The sequence below is a fragment of the Pseudomonas sp. A-R-19 genome, assembly GCF_019956575.1.
Taxonomy (GTDB): Bacteria; Pseudomonadota; Gammaproteobacteria; order Pseudomonadales; family Pseudomonadaceae; genus Aquipseudomonas.
In genome coordinates this window covers 1-24,635 of sequence record NZ_JAHBDR010000034.1, presented here as the reverse complement: position 1 = coordinate 24,635, position 24,635 = coordinate 1, and the positions used below count along the sequence as shown (strand labels likewise).

The window sequence follows — 24,635 nt, the reverse complement described above, 5'->3', positions numbered from 1 at the left end:
AGGATTCACACCGCGATGCCTGCTCTGGAAATCGAAATCATCAACAAGCTGGGCCTGCATGCCCGCGCTTCTGCAAAATTCGTTGGGGTAGCGGGTCAGTTCCCATGCCAGATCCGCGCCGGTCGCACGCCGGAATCGATGGTCGATGGCAAAAGCATCATGGCGATGATGATGCTGGCCGCCGGCAAAGGCACCACGATCCACTTGAGCACAGAAGGCGAGCAGGAACAGGAAGCGCTGAATGCGCTGGTGGCGTTGATCAACAACTTCTTTGACGAAGGCGAGTAATCCCGCCGAGGGAGCTTTTGTGGCGAGGGGGCTTGCCCCCGTTGGGTCGCGAAGCGGCCCCAAACCGGGTCATCGCAATGCACCAGATACACCGCGTTTGCTGATTTTTACGACTGCTGCGCAGCCGAACGGGGCGATGCGGCGTTCCGACAAGCCCCCTCGCCACAAGAGCCCCTCCCCACAAAGCAACACCACAAATCACGCCAGCGCCGTATCCATCACCATCATCAAACAAAACCCCATCAGCAACCCAAGGCTGGCAAGCTTGTCGTGACCATTGCGACGCGACTCGGGAATCACTTCGTGAGTCACCACCAGCAACATCGCCCCCGCCGCCAGCGCCAGGCCCAAAGGCAGCAGCAACTCTGCCAGACTCACCAGCCAGGCGCACAATAGCGCGAACACCGGTTCGACCAACCCTGATGCGGCACCGATCAGGAACGCCTTGACCCGGGACATCCCTGCCCCAGCCAGCACCAACGCGATCACCAATCCTTCCGGCACATCCTGCAGGGCAATACCCATCGCCAGGCTGTCGGCATCAGCCATGCCGCCACCGGCGGAAACGCCGACCGCCATGCCTTCGGGGATGTTGTGGGCAATGATCGCAAACACAAACAGCCAGATGCGCGGAGGAATGACCGGCCGCTCCAGGGTACCGACCAGCATTTCCGGGCTGGCACCGGAGACCTTCCGGTCCACAAGGAACAACCCGAACGCGCCGAGCATGATGCCGAAGCTGATCAGCCCGCTGGACGCCCAGGGTGACAAGCCAAGCCCTTCGGCGGCAGCAATGCCCGGAACGATCAACGAAAATGCCGTTGCCGCAAGCATCACGCCAGCGCCAAAACCCAGCAAAGTGTCGCTGAGCATCTGCGGCATGCGCCGAATCACCAATACCGGTACCGCACCGAGCGCGGTACCCAGGGCGCAGATCGCACCGCCCTGCAATGCACGCAGCAACTTCGGCTCAAGGTCGAGCCATGCCAGACCATGGGCAACCAATAGGCTCATTCCCGCCAGCAGTAACAGCGATCCAAACGCGTAACGAAACATCCGCCCACTTCCGATCGCCAGTGTTTCAGTGCCCATAGCCCAGCCTTGGATTGTTTTTACAGATGACTTAAACCAGTGTGGCCTGATAGCGCGCAGCGACTTCCGGCCAATTGATCACGTTGTAGAACGCGCTGATGTATTCCGGACGACGGTTCTGATAGCGCAGGTAATAGGCGTGCTCCCAGACGTCGAGGCCCAGAATCGGTGTATTGCCGTTCATTAACGGGCTGTCCTGGTTTCCGCTGCTTTCCACCACCAGGGTCTTTTGCGGGGTCACGCTCAGCCAGGCCCAGCCACTGCCGAAGCGGGTCAGTGCAGCCTTGGTGAACGCTTCCTTGAAGCTGTCGAGACCACCCAATTGCTCATCGATAGCCTTGGCCAGCGCCCCTTCGGGTTTGCCACCGCCGCCGGGCGCCATGACTTCCCAGAACAACGAATGGTTGGCGTGGCCGCCCCCTTGGTTGATCACCGCCGCGCGCAGCTTTTCCGGCAGTTGCTGAACGGCGGACACCAGTTTCTCCACCGGCCACTCGGCATACTCGGTGCCCTCGACGGCCGCGTTGAGGTTGTTGATGTAGGTCTGGTGGTGCTTGGTGTAGTGGATTTCCATGGTCTGCGCATCGATGTGCGGTTCCAGGGCGTCGTAGGCGTACGGCAAGGCAGGCAAGGTAAAAGCCATGTTCAATGGACTCCATGATGATGAGGCGCAGGCGAAGCGACATCGATGTGCAACAGTCGGTGGGTGCGAGGATATTCGCCGTGTTCACTGATGAAATTCAGCAGCTCGACGTAGGTCTTGCTGCTCTGGCGCAACGCGGCTTCACGCAAGGCCTGCGGCAGTCGTGGGTCCTGCATGGTCTGCAACAGCCGTTGATGGACGGCGCACAGGTATTCGGCGCTCTCCTCCGGCTGGTTCAGACGCAAGTGCAGGTCCGCCAGGTTGTGATGGGAAATCACGCAGGCCGCCACCGCTTCGTCGGCATCCGCCCAGCGCTCGAACAACACCTGGGCCAGGGCCAATGCCTGCAGGTACGCCTCGCGGGCATCGACCAGTTCGCCCAGCATGAAAAAGCGATTGGCTCTTTCGATCGTGCGTTTCCAGTGCTCCATGGTGCACCTCCAAAGCGGTAGCGGGGCTTACACGCCGCCCGCGGTGAGTTTTTCCGGGTTGAGCAATTCTTCCAGTTGGCCGCGTGACAGATCGGTGTGTTCCAGCGCAACGTCGATCACCGGCCGGCCCTGCTGATAAGCCTTCTTGGCAATCTCGGCAGCTTTCTGGTAACCGATGATCGGGTTGAGCGCGGTGACCAGAATCGGGTTGCGAGACAACGCTTCCTTGATCCGGCCTTCGTTGACCTTGAAGCTGGCGATGGCCTTGTCCGCAAGCAGGCGGCTGGAGTTGGCCAGCAACTCGATACTGCTCAGCAGGTTCTGGGCGATGATCGGCAGCATCACGTTCAGTTCAAAGTTGCCCGACTGCCCAGCGATGGTGATCACGCTGTCGTTGCCGATGACCTGCGCCGCGACCATCGCGGTGGCCTCGGGAATCACCGGGTTGACCTTGCCGGGCATGATCGAGGAACCCGGTTGCAGCGCTTCCAGTTCGATCTCGCCAAGGCCGGCCAGGGGGCCGGAGTTCATCCAGCGCAGGTCATTGGCGATTTTCATCAGCGACACGGCAGTAGCCTTCAGTTGCCCGGAGACCGCGACGGCGGTGTCCTGGGAACCGATCAGCGCGAACAGGTCCTTGCCTGGCTGGAACTCAACCTGGGTCAATTTGCTCAGCTGCTGGCTGAAACGCGCCGCGAACTCGGGGTGGGCGTTGACACCCGTGCCCACCGCCGTGCCGCCCTGGGCCAGGGCTTGCAGGCTTGGCTGCAAGTCTTGCAGATGGCCGATATTGGCCTTGAGCTGCTGCGCCCAACCGTTGAGCACCTGGCTCATGCGCACCGGCATGGCGTCCATCAGGTGCGTACGCCCGGTCTTGACGTGGTGATGAACCTGCCCGGCCTTGCGCTCGATGACCTGCACCAGATGCGTCAACGCCGGCAGCAATTGCTCATGCAACGCCAGCGCGGCACTGACGTGGATGGTGGTCGGGATGATGTCGTTGCTGCTTTGCCCGCAGTTGACGTGATCGTTGGGGTTCACCGCCTCGCCGAGCAAGCGGCTGGCCAGCGTGGCGATCACTTCGTTGGCATTCATGTTGGAGCTGGTACCGGAACCGGTCTGGAAGACATCCACCGGGAAATGCTGCATGAAATCGCCTTCGAGCAGACCCTGGGCCGCATCGACAATGGCTTTGCCCTGGGCTTCGCCGATCTGCTTGAGCTCGACATTGGTGCGTGCCGCTGCCGCCTTCGCCAGGATCAGCGCGCGGATGAACTGCACCGGCATCGGTTTGCCGCTGATCGGGAAGTTATCCACCGCACGTTGCGTCTGCGCGCCGTACAGGGCGTCTTCCGGGACGTTCAATTCGCCCATGCTGTCGCGTTCGATACGGGTATTACTCATCGGGAGATCCTTGCATCAGTTCTATGAGAGGAATCGAGGGCTGCAACTCACAGGTAGCGAGTTGCCAGGTGTAGCTCTGCCAGCGCTTGAGGCGGCATTTGCACAACGAGAGGCGTTCGAGTTCGCGCAGTGGGCGCCAGGCCTGGTCAAGGCAGTAAGTGCGCCAGTGCCACGGCAGCGCGACATCGGCGGCGGTATCGAGCAACAAACGGAAGGAAGTTTCGGCGACGGTCCAGGGTGAGGTTGCCGTGCAAGCTGCCAGATACCGGCCTTCGGCCAGGTAGTGATCGATCAGGCGAGGCTCGTCGGGGTTCATCGCGCAACGGATCTGGCGACTCATCCAGCGCCAGCTTTCGAGGTAAGGATGCTCGTGCAAGGCAGAACTCATGATCCGGGGCTCATTCGGTAATGAGATTTATTATTAAATGATAATGAGAAACAAAACAAGACTGACAGGGTAAGTGACCTCCTGTGGGAGCGGGCTTGCTCGCGAATAGGGAGTGTCAGTCAACATCACTGCAACTGACACACCGCCTTCGCGAGCAAGCCCGCTCCCACAGGGGACCTGTGTTGTTGCCAGTAAAAAAGGCGCGCCACCCAATGGGTGGCGCGCCTTTTGGTGAAGCGGCCGAGGCTTAGCTGCCCGCCACCGTCATCCGTTCGATCAGCACCGAACCGGTGCGAATGTTGCTGCGCAACTCCAGATCGTTACCCACGGCGACGATCTGCTTGAACATGTCGCGCATGTTGCCGGCGATGGTCACTTCCTGGACCGCGAACTGGATTTCGCCGTTCTCGACCCAGTAACCCGCCGCGCCCCGGGAGTAATCGCCAGTGACCATGTTCAGCCCCTGCCCCATCAACTCGGTGACCAACAGCCCGCGTCCCATGCGCCGCAGCAAGGCCGCCTGGTCTTCATCGCCATGGGTGACGAACAGGTTGTGCACGCCACCGGCGTTGGCGGTGCTCGGCATGCCGAGCTTGCGGCCGGAGTAGGTGCCGAGGATGTACGACACCAGCTCGCCTTTTTCGACGAACGGTTTGGCGTAGGTTGCCAGACCATCACCGTCGAACGCTGCGCTGCCCATGGCCTGCATCAGATGCGGACGCTCGTCGATGGTCAGCCATTCCGGAAACAGCTTCTGACCGAGAGTGCCCTCAAGGAACGAAGACTTGCGATACAGGCTGCCGCCGGAAATCGCCGACAGGAAACTGCCGAACAGCCCCCCGGCCAACTCTGCAGAAAACAGCACCGGCACCTCGCAAGTCGGTACCGGACGCGCGCCCAGACGGCTCGCCGCCCGCTGCGCGGCACGCTGGCCGATGCTGACCGGATCGGCCAGAAGATTGCCCTGCCGATTCACGTCGTACCAGTAATCGCGCTGCATCTGGCCGTCCGCTTCGGCGATCATCACGCAGCTCAAGCTGTGACGAGTAGATGCGTAACCGCCGATGAACCCGTGGCTGTTGCCATAAACCCGGCAGCCCTGGTGGGTGCTGAGGGTCGTGCCGTCGGCGTTCTTGATCCGCGCGTCGGCATCGAAGGCCGCCGCTTCACAGATCAAGGCTTTTTCGATGGCCTGCTCCGGGGTGATGTCCCATTCGTGGAAAAGATCGAAATCCTGCAGGTCCCTGGCCATCAGCGCGGCATCCGCCAGGCCCGAGGCTTCATCTTCGGAAGTGTGCTTGGCGATGGCCAGTGCAGCGGCGACCGTTTCGCGAATCGCCTCCGGACCACTGGCCGAGGTGCTGGCCGAGCCTTTGCGCTGGCCGACGTACAGAGTGATGCCGAAACCCTGATCGCGGTTGAATTCAACGGTTTCGACCTCACGCTGACGCACCGAAGTCGACAACCCCTGCTCCAGGGACACCGCCACCTCACAGGCACTGGCGCCCTGACGCTTGGCTTCAGCGATGATCTGCTCGACTTGCTCCTGCAGTGCCGGCAATGCTTGTGGGCCGACGCTTTCAACTGCACTCATGCTGTTCTCCACTCAAATTCTGCTTTCGGTGACGGTCATCGAGCGACCGGGCCGGACAAGCGGCCCCCGACTGGTTATCATGGCGGCGTTTCTTTGCGGACGGCCACCATGGTTGATTCTTACGACGACTCCCTCGATACGGGAGAAAAAAGCAAATCCCAGGTCAAACGCGAGCTGCATGCTCTGGTTGACCTTGGCGAGCGCCTTACAACACTCAAGCCTGACTTGCTGGCAAAACTGCCCTTGACCGACGGAATGCGTCGGGCTCTGGCCGATGCGCCCAAGCACACCGCGAACATCGCGCGTAAACGGCACCTTCAGTTCATCGGCAAATTGATGCGCGATCAGGACACTGCCGCCATTCTGGTTCTGCTCGATCAACTCGATGCCTCCACCCGTCAATACAACGAACGCTTCCATAACCTGGAGCGCTGGCGCGATCGTCTGATTGCCGGCGACGATGCCGTTCTGGAAAAATTCGTCGTCGACTACCCGGACGCGGACCGCCAGCAATTGCGTTCCCTGATCCGTCAGGCCCAGCATGAGCTTGCGCAAAACAAGCCTCCTGCTTCCAGCCGTAAAATCTTCAAGTACATCCGTGAGCTGGACGAGACTCAACGCGGTCTGCGTTAATTCTCGAATCGGGTGAGCTGCCTCGCAGCTCACCCGCAGCCTCACTTCTTACGACCCCGTGCCACCCACGGTGATCGCATCAATCTTCAGCGTTGGCTGGCCGACACCCACCGGCACCGACTGCCCATCCTTGCCACACGTGCCCACGCCGCTGTCCAGCGACAGGTCGTTACCGACCATCGACACTTTGCTCATGGCTTCCGGCCCGTTGCCGATCAGCGTTGCGCCTTTGACCGGCGCAGTGATCTTGCCGTCCTCGATCAGGTAGGCCTCGCTGGTGGAGAACACGAACTTGCCACTGGTGATGTCCACCTGACCGCCACCGAGGTTGGCGCAGTAGATGCCTCGTTTCACCGAGGCGATGATTTCCGCCGGATCGCTTTCGCCGGCGAGCATGTAGGTGTTGGTCATGCGCGGCATCGGCAGGTGCGCGTAGGATTCGCGACGGCCGTTACCGGTACGCGCCACACCCATCAGGCGGGCGTTGAGCTTGTCCTGCATATAGCCCTTGAGCACGCCGTTTTCGATCAGCGTGGTGCACTCGGTCGGCGTGCCTTCGTCATCGACGCTCAATGAGCCACGGCGACCGGCCAGGGTGCCGTCATCGACGATGGTGCACAGCTTCGACGCAACCATCTCGCCCATGCGACCGCTGTAGGCCGAACTGCCTTTGCGGTTGAAGTCGCCTTCCAGACCATGACCGACCGCTTCGTGCAGCAGCACACCCGACCAACCGGAACCGAGTACCACCGGGAGGGTACCGGCCGGTGCCGGAATGGCTTCGAGGTTCACCAGCGCCTGGCGCAACGCTTCACGGGCATAGCCCATGGCGCGGTCTTCGCCGAGGAAATAACGGTAATCGGTCCGCCCGCCACCGCCATGACCGCCGCGCTCGCGGCGACCGTTCTGTTCGACGATCACGCTGACGTTGAACCGCACCAGCGGGCGCACATCCGCCGCCAGACCGCCGTCGGTGGAAGCCACCAGAATCCGCTCCCAGACACCGGCCATGCTCACGGTGACTTGCTGGATGCGTGGGTCGAGGGCGCGAGTCGCGGCGTCGACGCGCTTGAGCAAATCGACTTTCTCGGCACGGGTCAGTACTTCCAGGGGATTGTCCGGCGCATACAACTGCGCGACATCCTGGCTGGTAAAGGCTTGTACCGTGCCGTGTTGGCCGGCCCGGGAAATCGAACGGGCGGCACGCGCCGCCGCGCCCAGGGCTTCAAGGGTGATGGCATTGCTGTAGGCAAAACCGGTTTTTTCACCCGATTGCGCGCGCACGCCCACACCTTGGTCAAGGTTGAAGCTGCCTTCCTTGACGATGCCGTCTTCCAGCGCCCAGGACTCGGAGATCTGCCCCTGGAAATACAGGTCGGCCGCATCGATGCCCGGCCCGGCCAGATCGCCGAGCACGCCTTGCAGGCTCTCGATCGTGACGCCACCGGGCGCCAGCAGGTGTTCACTGACTGAGGACAACAACTCGCTCATATGCTTTACGCCTTAAATTCGTCGTTCTGATGCAGGTCGCTGGGCGCCCTGCGAGAAAAAGCGCCGGTGACTGGACACCGGCATCCGCGCCCGGATGGACGCCTGTTCGCTGCTGTCGCGTTCGGCCAGCAGCACGGCCTCGCCTTGATCCTTTTGCGCCAGCACGCGCCCCCAGGGGTCGACGATGGCGGCATGGCCAAAGGTTTCCCGCGGCCCCGGATGCGTCCCGCCCTGGGCAGCCGCGAGCACGTAACACTGGGTCTCGATGGCCCGCGCACGAATCAGCACATCCCAGTGCGCCGCGCCGGTCACCGCCGTGAAGGCCGAAGGGGCGGTAATCAGTTCCGCGCCGGCCGCGCGCAATTCGCTGTACAACTCGGGAAAGCGCAGGTCATAGCAGACCGTCAGGCCGACCCGGCCGACGGGCGTGTCCGCCACGACCACTCCGCTGCCATAAGCATAGTCATCGGATTCACGATAACGGCCACGATTGTCCGCCACGTCGACGTCGAACAGGTGCAGTTTGTCGTAGCGCGCCACCGTTTCGCCCTGGTCATCGACCAGCAACGAGCAGGCATGCGCCTTGGCCGTCGGCTGATCCACCGGCGGCAACGGCAATGTGCCGGCCACAATCCATAACCTGAGGTCGCGTGCGGTCTGTTTCAACCAGGGCAGGATCGGGCCTTCGCCCAGCGCTTCAGCGCGGCCGATGTCGGCCACGTCGCGCCGGCCCATGGCGGCAAAGTTTTCCGGCAAAACCGCCAGTTTCGCGCCACCGGCGGCCGCCTGTTCGAGCAGCCGACGAGCCTGGGCCAGATTGACCAGCACATCGCTCTGGCTGACCATTTGAATCACCGCTACAGACATGGCGCACTCCTGGAATCGTATGCGGCCATGCTACTCCATAGGCTTGCCGAGTGCCTTTTCAATAGGACCTCAAAAAGCCTTGTCGAAGGTGATTTTCGGCTCTTTCCATGGTCCCTTGACGGTGTACTTCACACTGGCGAAACGGGCGACCCGGTCACCGATCAGCTTGTCGATCAGGAACAGCGCCCCGCCGACCGCCGGTGCACCGACGATCAACGCGGCAATCGGCAAGTTGTTGGTCACCGGCAAGGTCACCATCAGTTTCGCATCGATCTGATCGGCCACCATGTTCAGGGTGCCGTCGAGTTCGATAGTGCTCGACGGCCCCGTCAGCCGGATCGGCTCTCGGGTGATATACACGCCGTTCGTCCCGACGAGCAGCCCCTTGACCCGGTCATAACTCAGGCCTTTGCCGAACAGGTCGGAGAAGTCCAGGCGCAGGCGCCGGCCGATGGAGTTGAAGTTGAGCAAACCAAATACCCGCAACGCCTGGGCACTGCCTTCGACCTCGACGAACTGGCCCTGATTGAGCGTCGCATCGAGCGTGCCGGAGAAGCGTTTGGTCGCCACCCAGGCCGGCGAGCCTGGCCAGCGACCATCGACATCCATATAAAAGTCCTGGCTGGTGACGCTCGGCGCAAACCCCCAGCCCTTGAGCACATCGGCGAGGTTCTTGCCGCTGATGCGCCCCTTGTACCAGCTGTTGCTGGCACCCGGCGCACCTTCCCAGCCACCGCTGCCCACCAAGAGCATGCCCTTGAGGCCCAGATCCAGCGAGTTGAACACGATGCCCTTGTCCGTCGGACGAATCTTCAGCGACCAGCCCCCCACCAGATCCTGGCCCTGGAACAACTGATTGATGGTGATATCCATCGCGGGAATCTTCGTCGGGTCCACCGACGCCAGCGGATCCGGCGAGTTTTCATCGGCCTGCACGGCCGGGTCCGGCGCGGGCAGGCGCACGGTTTGCAGATTGATCGTGATGGGCGTGGCCTTCGAATCAGGAAGGTTTGCGCTGCCTTTGATCTGCTGGCTGTTGAGTTGCAGCGCCCAGGCGGAAGGCTTGCGTGTCACCTGGATCGAAGCCTGATCGAGCGTGGTGCCGATACCGCTGAGCTTGCCCACCTTGAAATCCGCGCCGCTGAGCAATTGCTTGGCACTGCCGCCGGGGTCCTGTCCGGCGTATTTATCCACCAGATCCTTCCACGGGCCCACGTCCAGCTCCGATAGCACACCGCGTATCCGCAGGCCTTTGGTGCCAGGCAACACGGCCTCGCCGCCACCGAGGAACAAATCTCCGCGACCGTCGGCGAAATTGCCGGCCGGGGCGGCGAACGTGAAACTCGCCAGATCCCCGTAGTTGACCCAATAGCGCCGCTCGTCGCCCTGCAAGGTCATGCGGAACGTCGTGTCGCGCCCGGTATCGGTGGTCATGCCGAATGGTGCGGGCAAATCGACGGCCACGCCCTTGAGGCTGGAATTGACCAGCAATTGGCTATCTGGGCCATTCAGGGTCAATTGCAGCTGATAAGGAATCACGCCGGTCACCGGCAGAGGCTGGGTCACCTGCAGCCAGTCGGTCAGCTTCTTGACCTCGACCTGGCCCGACGCGGTCACCCGGGTATTGAGTTTACCCGGGCTGCCATCGGCAAAAATCTGCGCGGTGACCGGTTTGTCGAACGCCCGTGCGCTGATGTTCTGCCCGCTCAGGCCTTTGCCACTGTCAAAACGGAAGTCACCTTTGAGCTGAGTCAGTTCCAGCACGGGTTCGGCCAGTTTCAAGCGTGCCTTGGCGGTCTTGAAATCGACGAGGATCTTCGGCTCTTCGCCTTTTGCCAGGGGAATATCCAGCTTCAACTTGCCTTGCAGGTCCCCTTCGCCTTCCCAGCCGGCGAAGGTTGCTCCGGTGCCGATCGGCGCTTGCTGGAGGATTTTCAGGCCATCGCCCAAACCGCCGGCAAATCCGCCATCGAGGAACAAATGAACGTTCTGCCCGGCCGGCACGTGAGGAATGTTGACGTAAACATCGTTGACCTGGGTGTCGAGCAACTGGCCCTTGCTGGCCAGAACCCGTACGCCGCTGTCTTCGACAAACACATCGCCGCTGACCTTGCTGACATGGGGCCAGCCCGGCTGGAAGGCCAGTTCGGCATCGTGAACCTTGAAGTACAGGCTGATGCTGCGGTCCACGTCTGCGGCACCGTGGTTGAGCGACCCTTGATACTGGAAGAAGCCTTGATCCACCGCACCCTTGAGAATCGCGGTGCGCAGCCATTCGTCCAGTGCCGGGCTGAGGACCTCCGGCAAGTACTTGGCGGTGTAGCGACCGTCACCGTCGACCAGGCCGACCCGCAGGTCCATGTAGTCTTCCTGGGTGTGATCGAAATGCAGGCGAATCAGGAAGTCGCCGGCAATCTTGCCTTCCTCGCCCAGCACTTTCAGGTATGGCGCGATCAGGGTGAAACTCTCTTTATCGAGCTTCCAGGTCAGCCGCGCATTGGCCTGGATGTACTGCCATGGCTTGGCGAAGATCGGGTCCAGGTGCAGCATGAAATCCTTGCTGTCCATGCGCAGTTCGCCCTGTCCCAGGTCACCGCTGATGCTGCCGCTGACATTTCGCGCCGCCGGCGCACCGTGATAGGCATCGAAGCCTACCTGGTCGAGGTTGGCGGCAAAGCCGAACTTGCTGTCGTCGGTGGCATTGGGACGGAAATCGACCAGCACGTTACGCAGGCCACCCGTGACCTTGAGCCGCTCGACGACCGTGGCAAAACCTTCTGGCAATGGCGCCAGCGCGTTGAGCAGCGGGGTCAGCGGAGTGAGATCTACCCGGTCGGCTTGCAGGTGCCAGAGCTCTTTGGTTTTATCGGTGGCCGCGCTTTGCGTGAGCTGCAGATGCGTTTCCCAGCGGGTCTCGCCGAGGTTCATCGCCAGGGAGTCCAGAGTCACCTGCACGCCTTCGGCATTGCGCTGGAAATAACCGTTGAGCGCCAGGTTGTTGATCTGGATCGGCTTGCGCTCGGCAAACGCGCCCTTGAGTTGTGGCGCGTTCAGGCGCACTGCCGCGCTTTGCAAGGCGCCTTTGCCCCAGGTCGCCCACAGTTCGCCGCCAGCCTTGATCTCGGAGAAATTCCATAGCTGGCTTACGCGCTCGGGCAACCACTTCGACCAGTCGCTTTGCGGCAGGCTCAGGTAGACCTCGAACTCACCGTCCTGCCATTGGCTGGCACGAATGCGGGTACGCAGACTCATGGCCACCGGTTGGCCGTCCGGCAGGGTCAGGCGGGCGTCGAGTCGCTGCCGCGACGCACCGGTTTTCAGATTGAGACCGACGTAGGTCAGGGTTATCGGCGAATGTGCGAATGGCTGCAAAGTCACCTGACTGTCGAGCACAGACAGCTGCTGGATCATCTGCATGCGATTGAGCAACTGTTCCGGATCGGTGGGTTGATCCTGTTGCACCGGCAAACCTTCCAGAGCCCATTGACCGTCGTCGCTTTCCTTGACGCTGATCCTCAGGCCGCTGAGTTGCAGATGAGCGATGCGTACCTGACGGGCCAGCAGACTGGCCCAAAGGTCCGGCACCGCGCGCACCTGATCCAGGTGCAGGGCATTGGCGCCCTCGCCGACCGTCACGTCGCGAGCCATCAATATGGGGGCGAATCCACTCCAGTTGCCTTCGAGCTCGCCGATCTGCAACCGCATGCCCAAGGCATCGCTGGCTTTGGTTTCGATGTCGGCACGGTACTCGGCGACCAGCGGCGTCAGCTCCCGGCCAAGGCTGACGTAAAGCGCCATCAACACCAAAACCAACGCGCACAGGCCCAGACCCCAGCGGGTCAGTGCGGCCAAAATGCGTGTCAGACGGTCCATGTCAGGTGGCTCCCATGGCAAAAGTTTTGCAAAAAGCTGAGGCCAGCCATTCTCGAACAATCAAAGCGAAACGCTTCAGAGCAGCACCACGTCGTATTGTTCCTGGGAATACATGGTTTCGACCTGGAAACGAATGGTGCGCCCGATAAACCCTTCCAGCTCGGCGACGTTGCCCGATTCTTCGTCGAGCAGGCGGTCGACAACTTTCTGGTTTGCCAATACACGATAGCCTTCCGCCTGATAGGCGCGAGCCTCACGCAGGATTTCGCGGAAGATTTCGTAGCAGACAGTTTCAGGGGTCTTGAGCTTGCCGCGTCCCTGACAGGCATTGCACGGCTCGCACAACACTTGCTCAAGGCTTTCGCGGGTGCGCTTGCGGGTCATCTGCACCAGGCCCAGTTCGGTAATACCGATGATGTTGGTCTTGGCGTGATCGCGCTCGAGCTGTTTCTCCAGCGTGCGCAATACCTGGCGCTGGTGTTCTTCATCTTCCATGTCGATGAAGTCGATGATGATGATCCCGCCGAGATTGCGCAGGCGCAATTGCCGGGCAATGGCCGTCGCGGCTTCGAGGTTGGTCTTGAAGATGGTTTCTTCGAGGTTGCGATGGCCGACGAACGCCCCGGTGTTGACGTCGATGGTGCTCATGGCTTCCGCCGGGTCGACCACCAGATAACCGCCGGACTTCAGCGGGACCTTGCGTTCGAGTGCTTTCTGGATTTCGTCTTCGACGCCATACAGGTCGAAAATGGGTCGCTCACCCGGGTAATGTTCCAGACGATCGGCAATCTCGGGCATCAATTCGGCGACGAATTGCGTGGTTTTCTGGAAGGTTTCCCGGGAGTCGATGCGGATCTTCTCGATTTTCGGGCTCACCAGGTCACGCAGGGTGCGCAGCGCCAGACCGAGGTCTTCGTAGATCACGCTGGGCGCGCTGATGGTTATGATCTGGGCGCTGATCTGATCCCAGAGCCTTCGCAGGTAGCGGATGTCCATGAGGATTTCATCGGCGCCGGCACCTTCGGCTGCCGTGCGCAGAATGAAACCGCCGGCTTCCTTGATCCCTTCCTTGGCCACGCAATCGGTGACCACTTGCTTGAGGCGTTCGCGCTCGGCTTCGTCTTCGATCTTCAGGGAGATACCGACATGGGCCGTGCGAGGCATGTACACCAGGTAACGCGAAGGGATCGACAACTGAGTGGTCAGGCGCGCGCCTTTTGAACCGATCGGGTCCTTGGTGACTTGCACCACCAGGCTCTGGCCTTCGTGCACCAGTGCACTGATGCTCTCGACCGCCGGGCCTTCGCGCAGGGAAATTTCCGACGCATGAATGAATGCGGCCCGGTCCAGGCCGATATCGACGAATGCCGCCTGCATCCCCGGCAAGACCCGCACGACTTTGCCTTTATAGATATTGCCGACGATCCCGCGCTTTTGCGTACGCTCGACGTGGACCTCTTGCAGGACACCGTTTTCGACCACCGCCACGCGCGACTCCATCGGCGTGATGTTGATCAGAATCTCTTCACTCATGGCAGGGTCTCGTTCAGGCATGTTCACGATAATGGCCGCATCTGTTCAGGACGACGCTTAAAGCGCGTTCAGGGGTTGCCAACAGGGTATGCCGAAATGGCCGAGCAGTTCCGCGGTTTCGCACAGCGGTAGTCCGACCACCGCTGAATAACTTCCATTGAGCCCGGCGACAAACACCGCACCCAGTCCTTGAATGCCATAACCGCCCGCCTTATCCCTTGGTTCACCGCTGGCCCAGTAGGCTGCGGCTTCGTCACGACTGATATCACGAAAACGCACGCGACTGGTGACCACCCGGGACTCGCACCGTTCGCCATCGAGCACGGCGATCGCGGTCAGGACTTCATGCTCAGACCCTGACAACATCATCAGCATGGCGCAGGCATCCGCCTGATCAACCGGTTTGCCGAGTATTTTTCCATCGAGCACCACGGCGGTATCGGCGCCGAGCACGCAGAACGGTGCGCCGGACACGACAACGCCGCGCCCGGCCTCGGCCTTGCCGCGCGCCAGACGCTCGACATAGGCCGTTGGGGATTCCTGGAATACAGGGGTTTCATCAATTTCCGCACTGACGGGGCAGAACGCAACGCCGATCTGCGTGAGCAGTTCACGCCGACGTGGCGAGCCAGAGGCGAGGTACAACCGTTTCATCAAGACCTCTCCCTGTCTAATGCCTGAGCGAATTAATTGATTTTGTAGCGTCGACGCAGTCCGCGCAAACCGAAACTGATCCAGGGCCAGAGCAATGCGCTGACCAGTGCCGGCAGCACCAGCGCCAGCGTTGGCTGGCGATTGCCGGTCAAGGCGCTGAGCCACAGCTGTACAAGCTGGGCGAGGCCGAAGATCACCAGGATCACCAGGCTCTGCTGCCACATCGGGAACATCCGCAGACGTTGTTGCAGCGCCAGTACCAGGTACGTGATGAGGGTCAGGATCAAGGCGTTCTGCCCCAGGAGCGTGCCGTAGAGCACGTCCTCGGCCAGGCCCAGGCAAAACGCCGTCACCATCCCGACGGTCTGCGGCAGGTTCAACGCCCAGAATGCCAGCAACAAGGCCAGCCACAGTGGGCGCAGGATTTCCATGAATTGCGGCAGAGGCGAAACGCTCAAGAGCAGACCGACGGCGAACGTCAGCCAGACAATCCAGCCGTTTCGGGATGCTTTTACACCGGCCATTATTCTCTTCCCACAGGAGTGGCCGGCGCAGAGGCCGGCGGCTTGGCGGCAGGCTTCGCAGCAACGGGCTTGGTGGCCGGCGGTTTAGCGGCCGCCGGTTTGGCTGGCGCGGTGGCCGGTTTTACCGGCGCAGCGGTTACCGGGGTCGCCGTGGCAGGTGCAGCAGGCGCCGCGGGTGCAGCGGCCGGCACAGCCGGGGTGACCAGTTTCGGCACCGTCGCCGGAATGATTGGCCCGCCGCCCTGTGCATCCAGGCTTTCCTGGGCCTGGGCCGCATCGTTGGCGCGTTCTTCCGGAGTACGGGTGTCGCTGAAGACCAGCAACAGGTAGCGGCTGCGGTTCAATGCGGCGGTCGGTACCGCGCGGACGATGGCGAACGGCTGGCCGGAATCGTGGATCACTTCCTTGACCGTCGCTACCGGGTAACCCGCCGGAAAGCGCTGACCGAGACCGGAGCTGACGAGCAAATCACCTTCCTTGATGTCGGCGGTGTCAGCCACGTGACGCAACTCCAGGCGCTCCGGGTTGCCGGTACCGCTGGCAATCGCCCGCAGACCGTTACGGTTTACCTGAACGGGAATGCTATGAGTGGAGTCGGTCAGCAGCAGAACGCGGGAGGTATAAGGCATCAACTCCACCACCTGCCCCATCAGACCACGGGCATCGAGCACCGGCTGGCCGAGGACCACGCCGTCGCGCTCACCTTTATTGATGATGATGCGATGGGTGAAGGGATTGGGGTCCATGCCGATCAACTCGGCCACTTCGACCTTTTCATTGACCAGGGCCGAAGAGTTGAGCAACTCACGCAGCCGAACGTTCTGCTCGGTCAGGGAGGCAAGCTTCTGCATGCGCCCCTGCAACAGCAGGTTTTCGCTTTTGAGTTTTTCGTTTTCGGCGACGAGTTCGGTCCGGCTGCCAAACTGACTGGCAACGCCTTCCCACAGTCGTCCGGGCAGGTCGGTGATCCAGTAGGCGTCCATCAGCACCAGCGACATCTGGCTGCGTGCGGGCTTGAGCAGACTGAAACGGGCATCGACCACCATCAGCGCGACCGATAGCACGACCAGCACCAACAGGCGCACGCCCAGTGAAGGGCCCTTGGTGAAAAGCGGTTTAATAAGCCGCTCCTCCCAGGCAAATGTTCTGTTTATTCATACGGCAGCAATCCGGCCTGGATGCAGACTGACAGAAGATAAACGCGAACAGGCAGCACTGCAAAGTGCCGCCTGCGCGCTCAACAGCATAGAGGCAATCCGGCGACTTACTCGCTGGAAAGCAGGTCCATGGTGTGTTTATCCATCATTTCCAATGCACGGCCACCGCCGCGAGCAACGCAGGTCAGCGGGTCTTCGGCAACGATCACCGGCAGACCGGTTTCCTGGGCCAGCAATTTGTCCAGGTCACGCAGCAGGGCGCCACCACCGGTCAGCACCAGGCCACGCTCGGCGATGTCGGAAGCCAATTCCGGCGGCGATTGCTCCAGGGCGCTTTTCACGGCCTGAACGATGGTTGCCAAGGACTCTTGCAGAGCTTCCAGCACTTCGTTGGAGTTCAGGGTGAATGCGCGTGGAACGCCTTCGGCCAGGTTACGGCCACGAACGTCGACTTCGCGAACTTCGCCGCCCGGGTAGGCGGTACCGATTTCCTGCTTGATGCGCTCGGCGGTGGATTCGCCGATCAGGCTGCCGTAGTTGCGACGCACGTAGGTGATGATCGCTTCGTCGAAGCGGTCGCCGCCAACGCGGACGGATTCGGCGTAAACCACACCGTTCAGGGAGATCAGCGCGATTTCGGTGGTACCACCACCGATATCCACGACCATCGAACCGCGAGCTTCTTCAACCGGCAGGCCGGCACCGATCGCAGCGGCCATTGGCTCTTCGATCAGGAATACTTCACGGGCACCGGCACCGAGGGCCGATTCGCGGATGGCGCGACGCTCAACCTGGGTGGATTTGCATGGAACGCAGATCAACACGCGAGGGCTCGGCTGCAGGAAGCTGTTTTCGTGAACCTTGTTGATGAAGTACTGCAGCATTTTTTCGCAAACGCTGAAGTCGGCGATCACGCCGTCCTTCATCGGACGAATGGCAGCAATGTTGCCCGGTGTACGGCCGAGCATGCGCTTGGCTTCGGTGCCGACAGCAACGACACTTTTCTGGTTACCGTGTGTCCGAATGGCCACAACGGAGGGCTCATTCAGGACGATACCGCGCTCGCGCACGTAAATAAGGGTGTTGGCAGTGCCCAGGTCAATGGAAAGATCGCTGGAAAACATGCCACGCAGTTTCTTGAACATGGGAAAGGGACCCTAGGCAACGCGTGGGTAAAAAAGTGCGGCAAACTCTAACAACGACAGGGATTTTGGGCAAGGCGCCAATATGTTAAATTGGCCGCTTTTCTGTGCACCAAGCCCCACAATCGCGGCCTTATGACCGTAGAAGTGCGGTAGTGTTCCGACAATCTAACACACGGACGCCGTCCGTTTTGTTTTCCACTGGAGAATCCCAATGGCGCTTGAACGCTCCGACGTGGAAAAAATCGCTCATCTGGCCTGCCTTGGCCTCAATGATGCCGATCTTCCACACATCACTTCGGCCCTCAACAGCATTCTCGGGCTGGTCGACGAAATGCAGGCGGTCAATACCGACGGTATCGAACCGCTGGCCCACCCACTGGAAGCCAGCCAGCGCCTGCGCGCAGACGTCGTGACCGAGACCAATCACCGCGAGGCCTACCAGTCCATCGCACCAGCGGTCGAAAACGGCCTGTACCTGGTTCCGAAAGTCATCGACTAATAGGGAAAGAGCCTGCAATGCATCAATTGACTCTGGCCGAGATCGCCCGCGGACTCGCCGATAGAAAGTTTTCCTCCGAAGAGCTGACCAAAGTCCTGCTGGCGCGCATCGCCCAGCTCGATCCGCAGCTCAACAGTTTCATCAGCCTCACCGAGGACCTGGCGCTGACGCAGGCGAAAGCCGCCGACGCCCGCCGGGCCAATGGTGAGAGCGGCGCCCTGCTCGGCGCGCCGATCGCCCACAAAGACCTGTTCTGCACCCAGGGCATTCGCACCAGCTGCGGCTCGAAGATGCTCGACAACTTCAAGGCACCGTACGACGCCACTGTCGTCGCCAAGCTGGCCGCTGCCGGGGCCGTGACCCTGGGCAAGACCAACATGGACGAATTCGCCATGGGTTCGGCCAACGAGTCGAGCTACTACGGCGCGGTGAAGAACCCGTGGAACCTCGAACACGTACCGGGCGGTTCGTCCGGCGGCTCCGCTGCGGCAGTTGCCGCTCGTCTGTTGCCAGCCGCTACCGGCACCGACACCGGCGGTTCGATCCGTCAGCCGGCGGCCCTGACCAACCTCACCGGCCTGAAACCGACGTACGGTCGCGTTTCGCGCTGGGGCATGATTGCCTACGCCTCCAGTCTCGATCAGGGCGGCCCGATGGCGCGCACCGCCGAAGACTGCGCAATATTGTTGCAAGGTATGGCCGGCTTCGATCCGAACGACTCCACCAGCATCGATGAACCCGTGCCGGACTACAGCGCCAGCCTTACCGGCTCGCTGCAAGGCCTGCGCGTCGGCGTGCCGAAAGAGTATTTCAGTGCCGGTCTCGACCCGCGCATCGCCGAGCTGATCCACAACAGCGTCAAGGAGCTGGAAAAGCTCGGCGCCGTGATCAAGGAAATCAGCCTGCCGAACATGCAGCACGCGATTCCTGCGTACTACGTGATCGCCCCGGCGGAAGCGTCCTCCAACCTGTCGCGTTTCGACGGCGTGCGCTTCGGCTACCGCTGCGAAAACCCGGTCAACCTGATCGACCTGTATAAGCGTTCCCGTGGCGAAGGCTTCGGGCCGGAAGTGCAGCGCCGGATCATGGTCGGTGCCTATGCACTGTCCGCCGGTTACTACGACGCCTACTACCTCAAGGCGCAGAAGATCCGTCGCTTGATCAAGAACGACTTCATGGCAGCCTTCAATGAGGTCGACATCATCCTCGGCCCAACCACGCCGAACCCGGCCTGGAAGCTTGGCGCCAAGAACAGCGACCCGGTTGCCGCGTACCTGGAAGACGTCTACACCATCACCGCCAACCTCGCAGGTCTGCCGGGCTTGTCCATGCCTGCAGGTTTTGTCGACGGCCTGCCGGTCGGCGTGCAACTGCTCGCCCCGTATTTCCAGGAAGGTCGCCTGTTGAACGTTGCCCACCAGTATCAGTTACACACTGACTGGCACACCCGCACCCCAACCGGCTTCTGAGGAGACACACATGCAATGGGAAGTCGTGATCGGGCTGGAGATTCACACCCAGCTCACCACCCGGTCGAAAATCTTTTCCGGTAGTTCCACCACCTTCGGTTCCGAGCCGAACACCCAGGCCAGCCTGATCGACCTGGGCATGCCTGGCGTGCTGCCGGTGCTGAACCAGGAAGCGGTGCGCATGGCGGTGATGTTCGGTCTGGCGATTGACGCCGAGATCGGCCAGCACAACGTGTTCGCCCGTAAAAACTATTTCTACCCGGACCTGCCCAAGGGCTACCAGATCAGCCAGATGGAATTGCCGATCGTCGGCAAGGGCCACCTGGACATCGCCCTGGAAGACGGCACGGTCAAACGTGTCGGCATCACCCGCGCGCACCTGGAAGAAGACGCCGGCAAGAGCCTGCACGAAGAATTCAGCGGCGCCAGCGGCATCGACCTGAACCGTGCCGGCACGCCGTTGCTGGAAATCGTTTCCGAGCCGGACATGCGCAGCGCCAAGGAAGCCGTGGCTTACGTCAAGGCAATCCACGCGCTGGTGCGTTACTTGGGGATTTGCGACGGCAACATGGCCGAAGGCTCGCTGCGTTGCGACTGCAACGTGTCGATCCGTCCGAAAGGCCAGGTCGAGTTCGGCACCCGCTGCGAGATCAAGAACGTCAACTCGTTCCGTTTTATCGAGAAGGCGATCAACTCCGAGATCCAGCGTCAGATCGAGCTGATCGAAGACGGCGGCAAAGTCATCCAGCAGACCCGCCTGTACGATCCAAACAAGGACGAAACCCGTCCGATGCGCAGCAAGGAGGAAGCCAACGACTACCGTTACTTCCCCGATCCGGACCTGCTGCCAGTCGTGATCGAGAGCTCGTTCCTCGATGACGTGCGCGCCACACTGCCAGAATTGCCGCCGCAGAAACGCGAGCGTTTCCAGGAACAGTTCGGTCTGTCGGTCTACGACGCCAGCGTCCTGGCCACCAGCCGCGAGCAGGCCGATTACTTCGAGAAAGTCGCGAGCATCGGCGGCGACGCCAAACTGGCGGCGAACTGGGTGATGGTCGAGTTGGGCAGCCTGCTCAACAAGCAAGGCCTGGACATCGAAGAGTCGCCGGTTTCCGCCGAGCTTCTGGGCGGCATGCTGCTGCGCATCAAGGACAACACCATCTCCGGCAAGATCGCCAAGGCAGTGTTTGAAGCGATGGCCAACGGCGAAGGCAGCGCGGACGAGATCATCGACAAGCGCGGCCTCAAGCAAGTGACCGACACCGGCGCCATCTCGGCGGTGCTGGACGAAATGCTCGCGGCCAACGCCGAGCAGGTCGAGCAATACCGCGCCGCAGACGAAGCCAAGCGCGGCAAGATGTTCGGCTTCTTTGTCGGCCAGGCCATGAAAGCCTCCAAAGGCAAGGCCAACCCGCAACAGGTCAACGAACTGCTCAAAAGCAAGCTCGAAGGCTGATGAGAATGGAGCCAGTTCTAAAATCTGGCTCCATTCCCTGTGGGAGCGGGCTTTTGTGGCGAGGGGGCTTGCCCCCGCTGGGTCGCGAAGCGGCCCCAATTTCCGGATTCGGTTTGCATCTAACAAATCGTGTTTCGAAATTTTGGGACTGCTACGCAGTCCAACGGGGGCAAGCCCCCTCGCCACATTGGCTCTATCCCACATTTGTTTCGGGAAACCTTCGAATGAAACGTCTGCTCGGCGCCTGCGCCCTCCTCTCGCTGCTCGCCGGTTGCGCCAGCACCGACACCGTCGACCCGCACGGCTACGACAAAACCGGCGTGGCTTCGTACTACGGTGCCAAACACCAAGGCAAACGCACCGCCAGTGGCGAGCGTTTCGACAAGAATTCCATGACCGCCGCCCATCGCCAGCTACCCTTCGGTACGCGGGTGAAGGTGACCAACCTGAATAACGACAAATCCTGCGTGGTACGCATCAATGATCGTGGGCCGCACACCCGTGGCCGTCTGATCGATCTGTCCCACGAAGCCGCCGAACGCCTGGGCATGCTGCGCAGCGGCACCGCACGGGTTCGCGTGCAAGCCCTCGACGACTGACCGATGGAGCCCCGACCATTTTCGGACTAGCCGATTTGCCCCTGATCAGCGTGATCGAATTGCTCAGCGGATTGCTCCTGCTGATTGTCGGCGCCGAATTGATGGTCCGCGCCGCCGTCCGCATTGCCGCGCGGCTGCACATACGTCCGCTGATCATCGGCCTGACCATCGTCGCCCTCGGCAGCAGCGCACCGCAGATGGCGGTCAGCCTGCAAGCGACCCTGGCGCACAACGCCGACATCGCCGTCGGCAGTGTGATCGGCAGCAGCATTTTCAACATCCTCGTCACACTTGGGTTATCCGCGCTGATCATTCCACTGCGAGTTTCCCGGCAACTGGTGCGCCTGGATATTCCGCTGATGATCGGCGCCAGCCTGTTAGTCTTCGTACTCGCCTGGAATGAAGAGCTGACCCGTGCCGACGGCGTGATGTTGCTGGCGGCACTGGCGATTTACCTGGGCCTGTTGCTGCGCCAGTCACGACATTCGGCGCGGCCGGTATCGAGCCACGACCACCAGGCGCAAGCACCCTGGCTAAGCAGCCTGCTGATGATCGTCGCCGGGCTGGCGATGCTGGTATACGCCGGACACTTGCTGCTGGGGGCCGCCGTTGCGGTCGCCACCGATCTTGGGTTGTCGGAACGGATCATCGGCCTGACCATCGTCGCCGTCAGCACCTCACTACCTGAACTCGCCACTTCGTTGATCGCCGCAATGCGCGGCGAGCGCGAAATTGCCGTGGGCAACGTGATTGGCAGCAACCTGTTCAACCTTTTGGGCGTGCTCGGCTTTACCGCGCTGGTGGCGCCATCGCCGCTGTCGGTGTCGCCCAACGCCCTGGATTTCGACCTGCCGGTGATGCTCGGCGTCGCGATACTGTGCCTGCCGCTGTTCTACACCGGCTACCGGGTGACCCGCGCCGAAGGCCTGCTGTTTCTGGGTTTGTACCTGGCGTATGGGCTGCACGTGGTGTCGTTCACCACCGGCATGCCACTGGCCGGCAAGCTCGAACACTTGATGCTGTTTTTCGTCCTGCCGGCGCTGGTGGCATTTTTGCTGTTCACGTCGCTACGCGCCTGGCGTCGCCAACACCATAAAAAGGAAGCCCCATGACCGAGAATAAAAAAACCGGCGTTGAAGTTCGTCGCCAAGTGATGGGCGACGCCTTCGTCGACCGCGCACTGGGCAACGCCACCGAGTTCACCCAGCCGCTGCAGGACTTCGTCAATGAACATGCCTGGGGCGGCGTGTGGAATCGCGAAGGCCTGCCGCTGAAGACCCGCAGCCTGATCACCCTCGCTGCCCTGACCGCACTCAAGTGCCCGCAGGAATTGAAAGGTCACGTGCGTGGCGCGCTGAACAACGGTTGCACCGTGGAGGAAATTCGCGAGGCGCTGCTGCATTGTGCGGTGTATGCCGGTGTGCCGGCGGCGATCGATGCGTTTCGGGCGGCGCAGGAAGTGATCGACAGCTATCAAAAACCTGAGTGACTGATCTGGCGCTTTCGCGAGCAAGCCCGCTCCCACAGGGTGAATGCTTTCCAATGTGGGAGCGGGCTTGCTCGCGAAGAGGCCCTGAAGAGCACTGCGAATCCTGAAACTAGATCCACCCGCCCCACTGCAAAAAGAAAATCCCGATGTTGGTGGTGACCGCCGCCATCAACGTGGTGATCACGATAATCGCCGCCGCCAGCTCATGATTGCCATCGGCCGCCCGGGCCATGACGAAACTGGCGGCGGCGGTCGGGCTGCCGAAATACAGAAACAGAATCCCCAGTTCCGCTCCGCGAAAGCCCCACAGCCATGCACCCAGTGTCGCCAGCACGGGCAGGCCGATCATCTTCACCAGGCTTGAACTCAGGGCCATGTTGCCGCTTTTGCGCAATGCCGCCAGGGACAGCGTGCCGCCGATGCAGATCAGCGCCAGTGGCAAGGTGGTTTGCGCCAGGTACTGGCCGGAGGTCTCCAGCCACCCCGGCAAGCCGATCTTGAAATAGGCGAACGGTGCAGCCGCAATCACGCTGATGATCAGCGGATTGCTGAACACGCTTTTGCAGATGCTCCACGGATCGGACTTGATCACCGGGCTGTACACCGCCAGCACGATGGTCGAGAGGGTGTTGTAGAACAAGATCACCAGCGCCGCGAGAATCGCCCCGAGGGAAATCCCGTAGTCGCCGTACATGCTGGCCGCCAGCGCCAGGCCGATGACGCCGTTGTTGCCGCGAAAAGCGCCCTGGGTGTAGATCCCGCGATCTTCGCGCGGGCACTTCCAGATCGCCCAGCCCCAGGCGATGGCAAAACACACCAGGGTCGCCACGGAAAAGTAGATCAGCAGCGCCGGCTGCAACGCGGCATGCAGGTCGGCATGCAGGATGCCCAGAAACAGCAACGCCGGCATGGTGACGTTGAATACCAGTGCCGACGCGGTATGGATGAAGTTGTCGTTGATCCAGTCGATGCGTTTGAGCAGCACCCCCAGAAACAGCATGGCAAACACCGGCGCGGTGATGTTCAGGGTTTCGAGGAAAATTGCCAGCATGCCGGGGTAACCTTGGTGGGCGTCGTTAGGTGCCTAATGATAAGCCACTGAAGACTTCGGCGCCTGTTAGATCGCCTTCGCGAGCAAGCCCGCTCCCACATTTGATCTGCTGTGAACACAGAATTTGTGCCCACCCAAGATCCCCTGTGGGAGCGGGCTTGCTCGGGTAGAAACCGGAGACATCCTTTACGTTTTAAACCGGAGACATCGTTTACAGGTATGAAATACGGTCAGGAGGTGCCTGACCATGCCCTGGAATCGAGAGTCCCCAATGGATCAACGAATCAAACTCATAGGCGACTGGCTGCAAGGCAGCTACTCCAAAAGCGAGCTGGCCCGTCACTACGGGCTCAGC

Annotated in this window: 23 protein-coding genes and 1 pseudogene; 9 read left to right on the top strand and 15 right to left on the bottom strand. The window is 61.3% G+C overall.

What is annotated here, in order from left to right; genetic code table 11:
• Nucleotides 1-15: 15 nt before the first annotated feature.
• Complete coding sequence (locus KGA88_RS04155; protein ID WP_046040042.1) at nt 16-288, top strand: HPr family phosphocarrier protein; 273 nt, start codon at nt 16-18, stop codon at nt 286-288.
• Between the two features lie 198 nt (nt 289-486).
• On the opposite strand, the gene KGA88_RS04150 is transcribed toward KGA88_RS04155, so the two are convergent.
• The 6 genes from KGA88_RS04150 to pmbA all read right to left on the bottom strand — a co-directional run bounded on the left by KGA88_RS04150 (nt 487) and on the right by pmbA (nt 5,840).
• Entirely contained in the window at nt 487-1,380 is an 894-nt protein-coding gene (locus tag KGA88_RS04150; protein ID WP_110659029.1) for a ZIP family metal transporter, read from the bottom strand.
• A gap of 31 nt (nt 1,381-1,411) precedes the next feature.
• Complete coding sequence (locus tag KGA88_RS04145; protein WP_223589156.1) at nt 1,412-2,023, bottom strand: superoxide dismutase; 612 nt, start codon at nt 2,021-2,023, stop codon at nt 1,412-1,414.
• A 2-nt stretch (nt 2,024-2,025) separates the two neighbouring features.
• A complete protein-coding gene (locus KGA88_RS04140; RefSeq protein ID WP_110659025.1) occupies nt 2,026-2,454 on the bottom strand; it encodes a hypothetical protein in 429 nt (142 codons plus the stop codon).
• Nucleotides 2,455-2,481: 27 nt separating this feature from the next.
• A complete protein-coding gene (locus tag KGA88_RS04135) occupies nt 2,482-3,858 on the bottom strand; it encodes a class II fumarate hydratase (protein ID WP_223589153.1) in 1,377 nt (458 codons plus the stop codon).
• Nucleotides 3,851-4,246: a FagA protein gene (locus tag KGA88_RS04130; RefSeq protein ID WP_110659022.1), complete on the bottom strand. Its 396-nt coding sequence runs from the start codon at nt 4,244-4,246 to the stop codon at nt 3,851-3,853. The genes KGA88_RS04135 and KGA88_RS04130 overlap by 8 nt, the downstream gene beginning before the upstream one ends.
• Nucleotides 4,247-4,493: 247 nt before the next feature.
• Complete coding sequence (gene pmbA / locus KGA88_RS04125) at nt 4,494-5,840, bottom strand: metalloprotease PmbA (RefSeq protein ID WP_223589151.1); 1,347 nt, start codon at nt 5,838-5,840, stop codon at nt 4,494-4,496.
• 108 nt (nt 5,841-5,948) lie between these two features.
• Here pmbA and yjgA point away from each other — a divergent pair, with 108 nt between their 5' ends.
• The gene (gene yjgA, locus KGA88_RS04120; RefSeq protein ID WP_008046139.1) at nt 5,949-6,473 is read left to right on the top strand and encodes a ribosome biogenesis factor YjgA; all 525 of its coding nucleotides are present in this window, start codon (nt 5,949-5,951) and stop codon (nt 6,471-6,473) included.
• 48 nt (nt 6,474-6,521) lie between these two features.
• Here yjgA and tldD read toward each other — a convergent pair whose 3' ends face one another.
• From tldD to mreB, 8 genes are all read right to left on the bottom strand, one after another.
• Complete coding sequence (tldD, locus tag KGA88_RS04115; RefSeq protein ID WP_046040036.1) at nt 6,522-7,964, bottom strand: metalloprotease TldD; 1,443 nt, start codon at nt 7,962-7,964, stop codon at nt 6,522-6,524.
• A gap of 12 nt (nt 7,965-7,976) precedes the next feature.
• Nucleotides 7,977-8,831, bottom strand: coding sequence for a carbon-nitrogen hydrolase family protein (locus KGA88_RS04110; RefSeq protein ID WP_223589149.1), 855 nt, complete (start codon nt 8,829-8,831; stop codon nt 7,977-7,979).
• 69 nt (nt 8,832-8,900) lie between these two features.
• Nucleotides 8,901-12,704 carry a YhdP family protein gene (locus tag KGA88_RS04105; protein WP_223589147.1) on the bottom strand — a complete coding sequence of 1,268 codons (3,804 nt, stop codon included), beginning with the start codon at nt 12,702-12,704 and terminating at the stop codon, nt 8,901-8,903.
• A 75-nt stretch (nt 12,705-12,779) separates the two neighbouring features.
• Nucleotides 12,780-14,237 carry a ribonuclease G gene (rng, locus tag KGA88_RS04100; protein WP_110659499.1) on the bottom strand — a complete coding sequence of 486 codons (1,458 nt, stop codon included), beginning with the start codon at nt 14,235-14,237 and terminating at the stop codon, nt 12,780-12,782.
• Nucleotides 14,238-14,294: 57 nt separating this feature from the next.
• Complete coding sequence (locus KGA88_RS04095) at nt 14,295-14,891, bottom strand: Maf family protein (RefSeq protein WP_223589144.1); 597 nt, start codon at nt 14,889-14,891, stop codon at nt 14,295-14,297.
• A 32-nt stretch (nt 14,892-14,923) separates the two neighbouring features.
• Nucleotides 14,924-15,415: a rod shape-determining protein MreD gene (mreD, locus tag KGA88_RS04090; RefSeq protein WP_103394147.1), complete on the bottom strand. Its 492-nt coding sequence runs from the start codon at nt 15,413-15,415 to the stop codon at nt 14,924-14,926.
• Nucleotides 15,415-16,488: a rod shape-determining protein MreC gene (gene mreC, locus KGA88_RS04085; RefSeq protein ID WP_411740832.1), complete on the bottom strand. Its 1,074-nt coding sequence runs from the start codon at nt 16,486-16,488 to the stop codon at nt 15,415-15,417. Before mreC ends, mreD begins: the two co-directional genes overlap by 1 nt.
• A gap of 191 nt (nt 16,489-16,679) precedes the next feature.
• Complete coding sequence (mreB, locus tag KGA88_RS04080) at nt 16,680-17,717, bottom strand: rod shape-determining protein MreB (RefSeq protein ID WP_002555108.1); 1,038 nt, start codon at nt 17,715-17,717, stop codon at nt 16,680-16,682.
• Nucleotides 17,718-17,928: 211 nt separating this feature from the next.
• On the opposite strand from mreB, the gene gatC reads away from it, so the two are divergent.
• The 6 genes from gatC (at nt 17,929) to KGA88_RS04050 (ending at nt 23,229) form a co-directional block, all read left to right on the top strand.
• Complete coding sequence (gene gatC, locus KGA88_RS04075; protein WP_007901429.1) at nt 17,929-18,216, top strand: Asp-tRNA(Asn)/Glu-tRNA(Gln) amidotransferase subunit GatC; 288 nt, start codon at nt 17,929-17,931, stop codon at nt 18,214-18,216.
• A 17-nt stretch (nt 18,217-18,233) separates the two neighbouring features.
• Entirely contained in the window at nt 18,234-19,685 is a 1,452-nt protein-coding gene (gene gatA / locus KGA88_RS04070) for an Asp-tRNA(Asn)/Glu-tRNA(Gln) amidotransferase subunit GatA (RefSeq protein ID WP_223589141.1), read from the top strand.
• 10 nt (nt 19,686-19,695) lie between these two features.
• Nucleotides 19,696-21,141: an Asp-tRNA(Asn)/Glu-tRNA(Gln) amidotransferase subunit GatB gene (gene gatB / locus KGA88_RS04065; protein WP_223589138.1), complete on the top strand. Its 1,446-nt coding sequence runs from the start codon at nt 19,696-19,698 to the stop codon at nt 21,139-21,141.
• Between the two features lie 224 nt (nt 21,142-21,365).
• A complete protein-coding gene (locus KGA88_RS04060; RefSeq protein WP_110663336.1) occupies nt 21,366-21,740 on the top strand; it encodes a septal ring lytic transglycosylase RlpA family protein in 375 nt (124 codons plus the stop codon).
• A 50-nt stretch (nt 21,741-21,790) separates the two neighbouring features.
• Nucleotides 21,791-22,852, top strand: a complete 1,062-nt coding sequence (locus tag KGA88_RS04055; RefSeq protein WP_223589254.1) for a calcium/sodium antiporter — start codon at nt 21,791-21,793, stop codon at nt 22,850-22,852.
• Complete coding sequence (locus KGA88_RS04050; RefSeq protein WP_007976475.1) at nt 22,849-23,229, top strand: carboxymuconolactone decarboxylase family protein; 381 nt, start codon at nt 22,849-22,851, stop codon at nt 23,227-23,229. The genes KGA88_RS04055 and KGA88_RS04050 overlap by 4 nt, the downstream gene beginning before the upstream one ends.
• A 109-nt stretch (nt 23,230-23,338) precedes the next feature.
• Here the strand turns inward: KGA88_RS04050 and KGA88_RS04045 are convergent, their stop codons facing one another.
• The gene (locus KGA88_RS04045; protein ID WP_008000933.1) at nt 23,339-24,280 is read right to left on the bottom strand and encodes an AEC family transporter; all 942 of its coding nucleotides are present in this window, start codon (nt 24,278-24,280) and stop codon (nt 23,339-23,341) included.
• 247 nt (nt 24,281-24,527) lie between these two features.
• Between KGA88_RS04045 and KGA88_RS31695 the strand changes: the two are divergent.
• Nucleotides 24,528-24,635: pseudogene (locus KGA88_RS31695) on the top strand (IS481 family transposase); the annotation flags it as partial.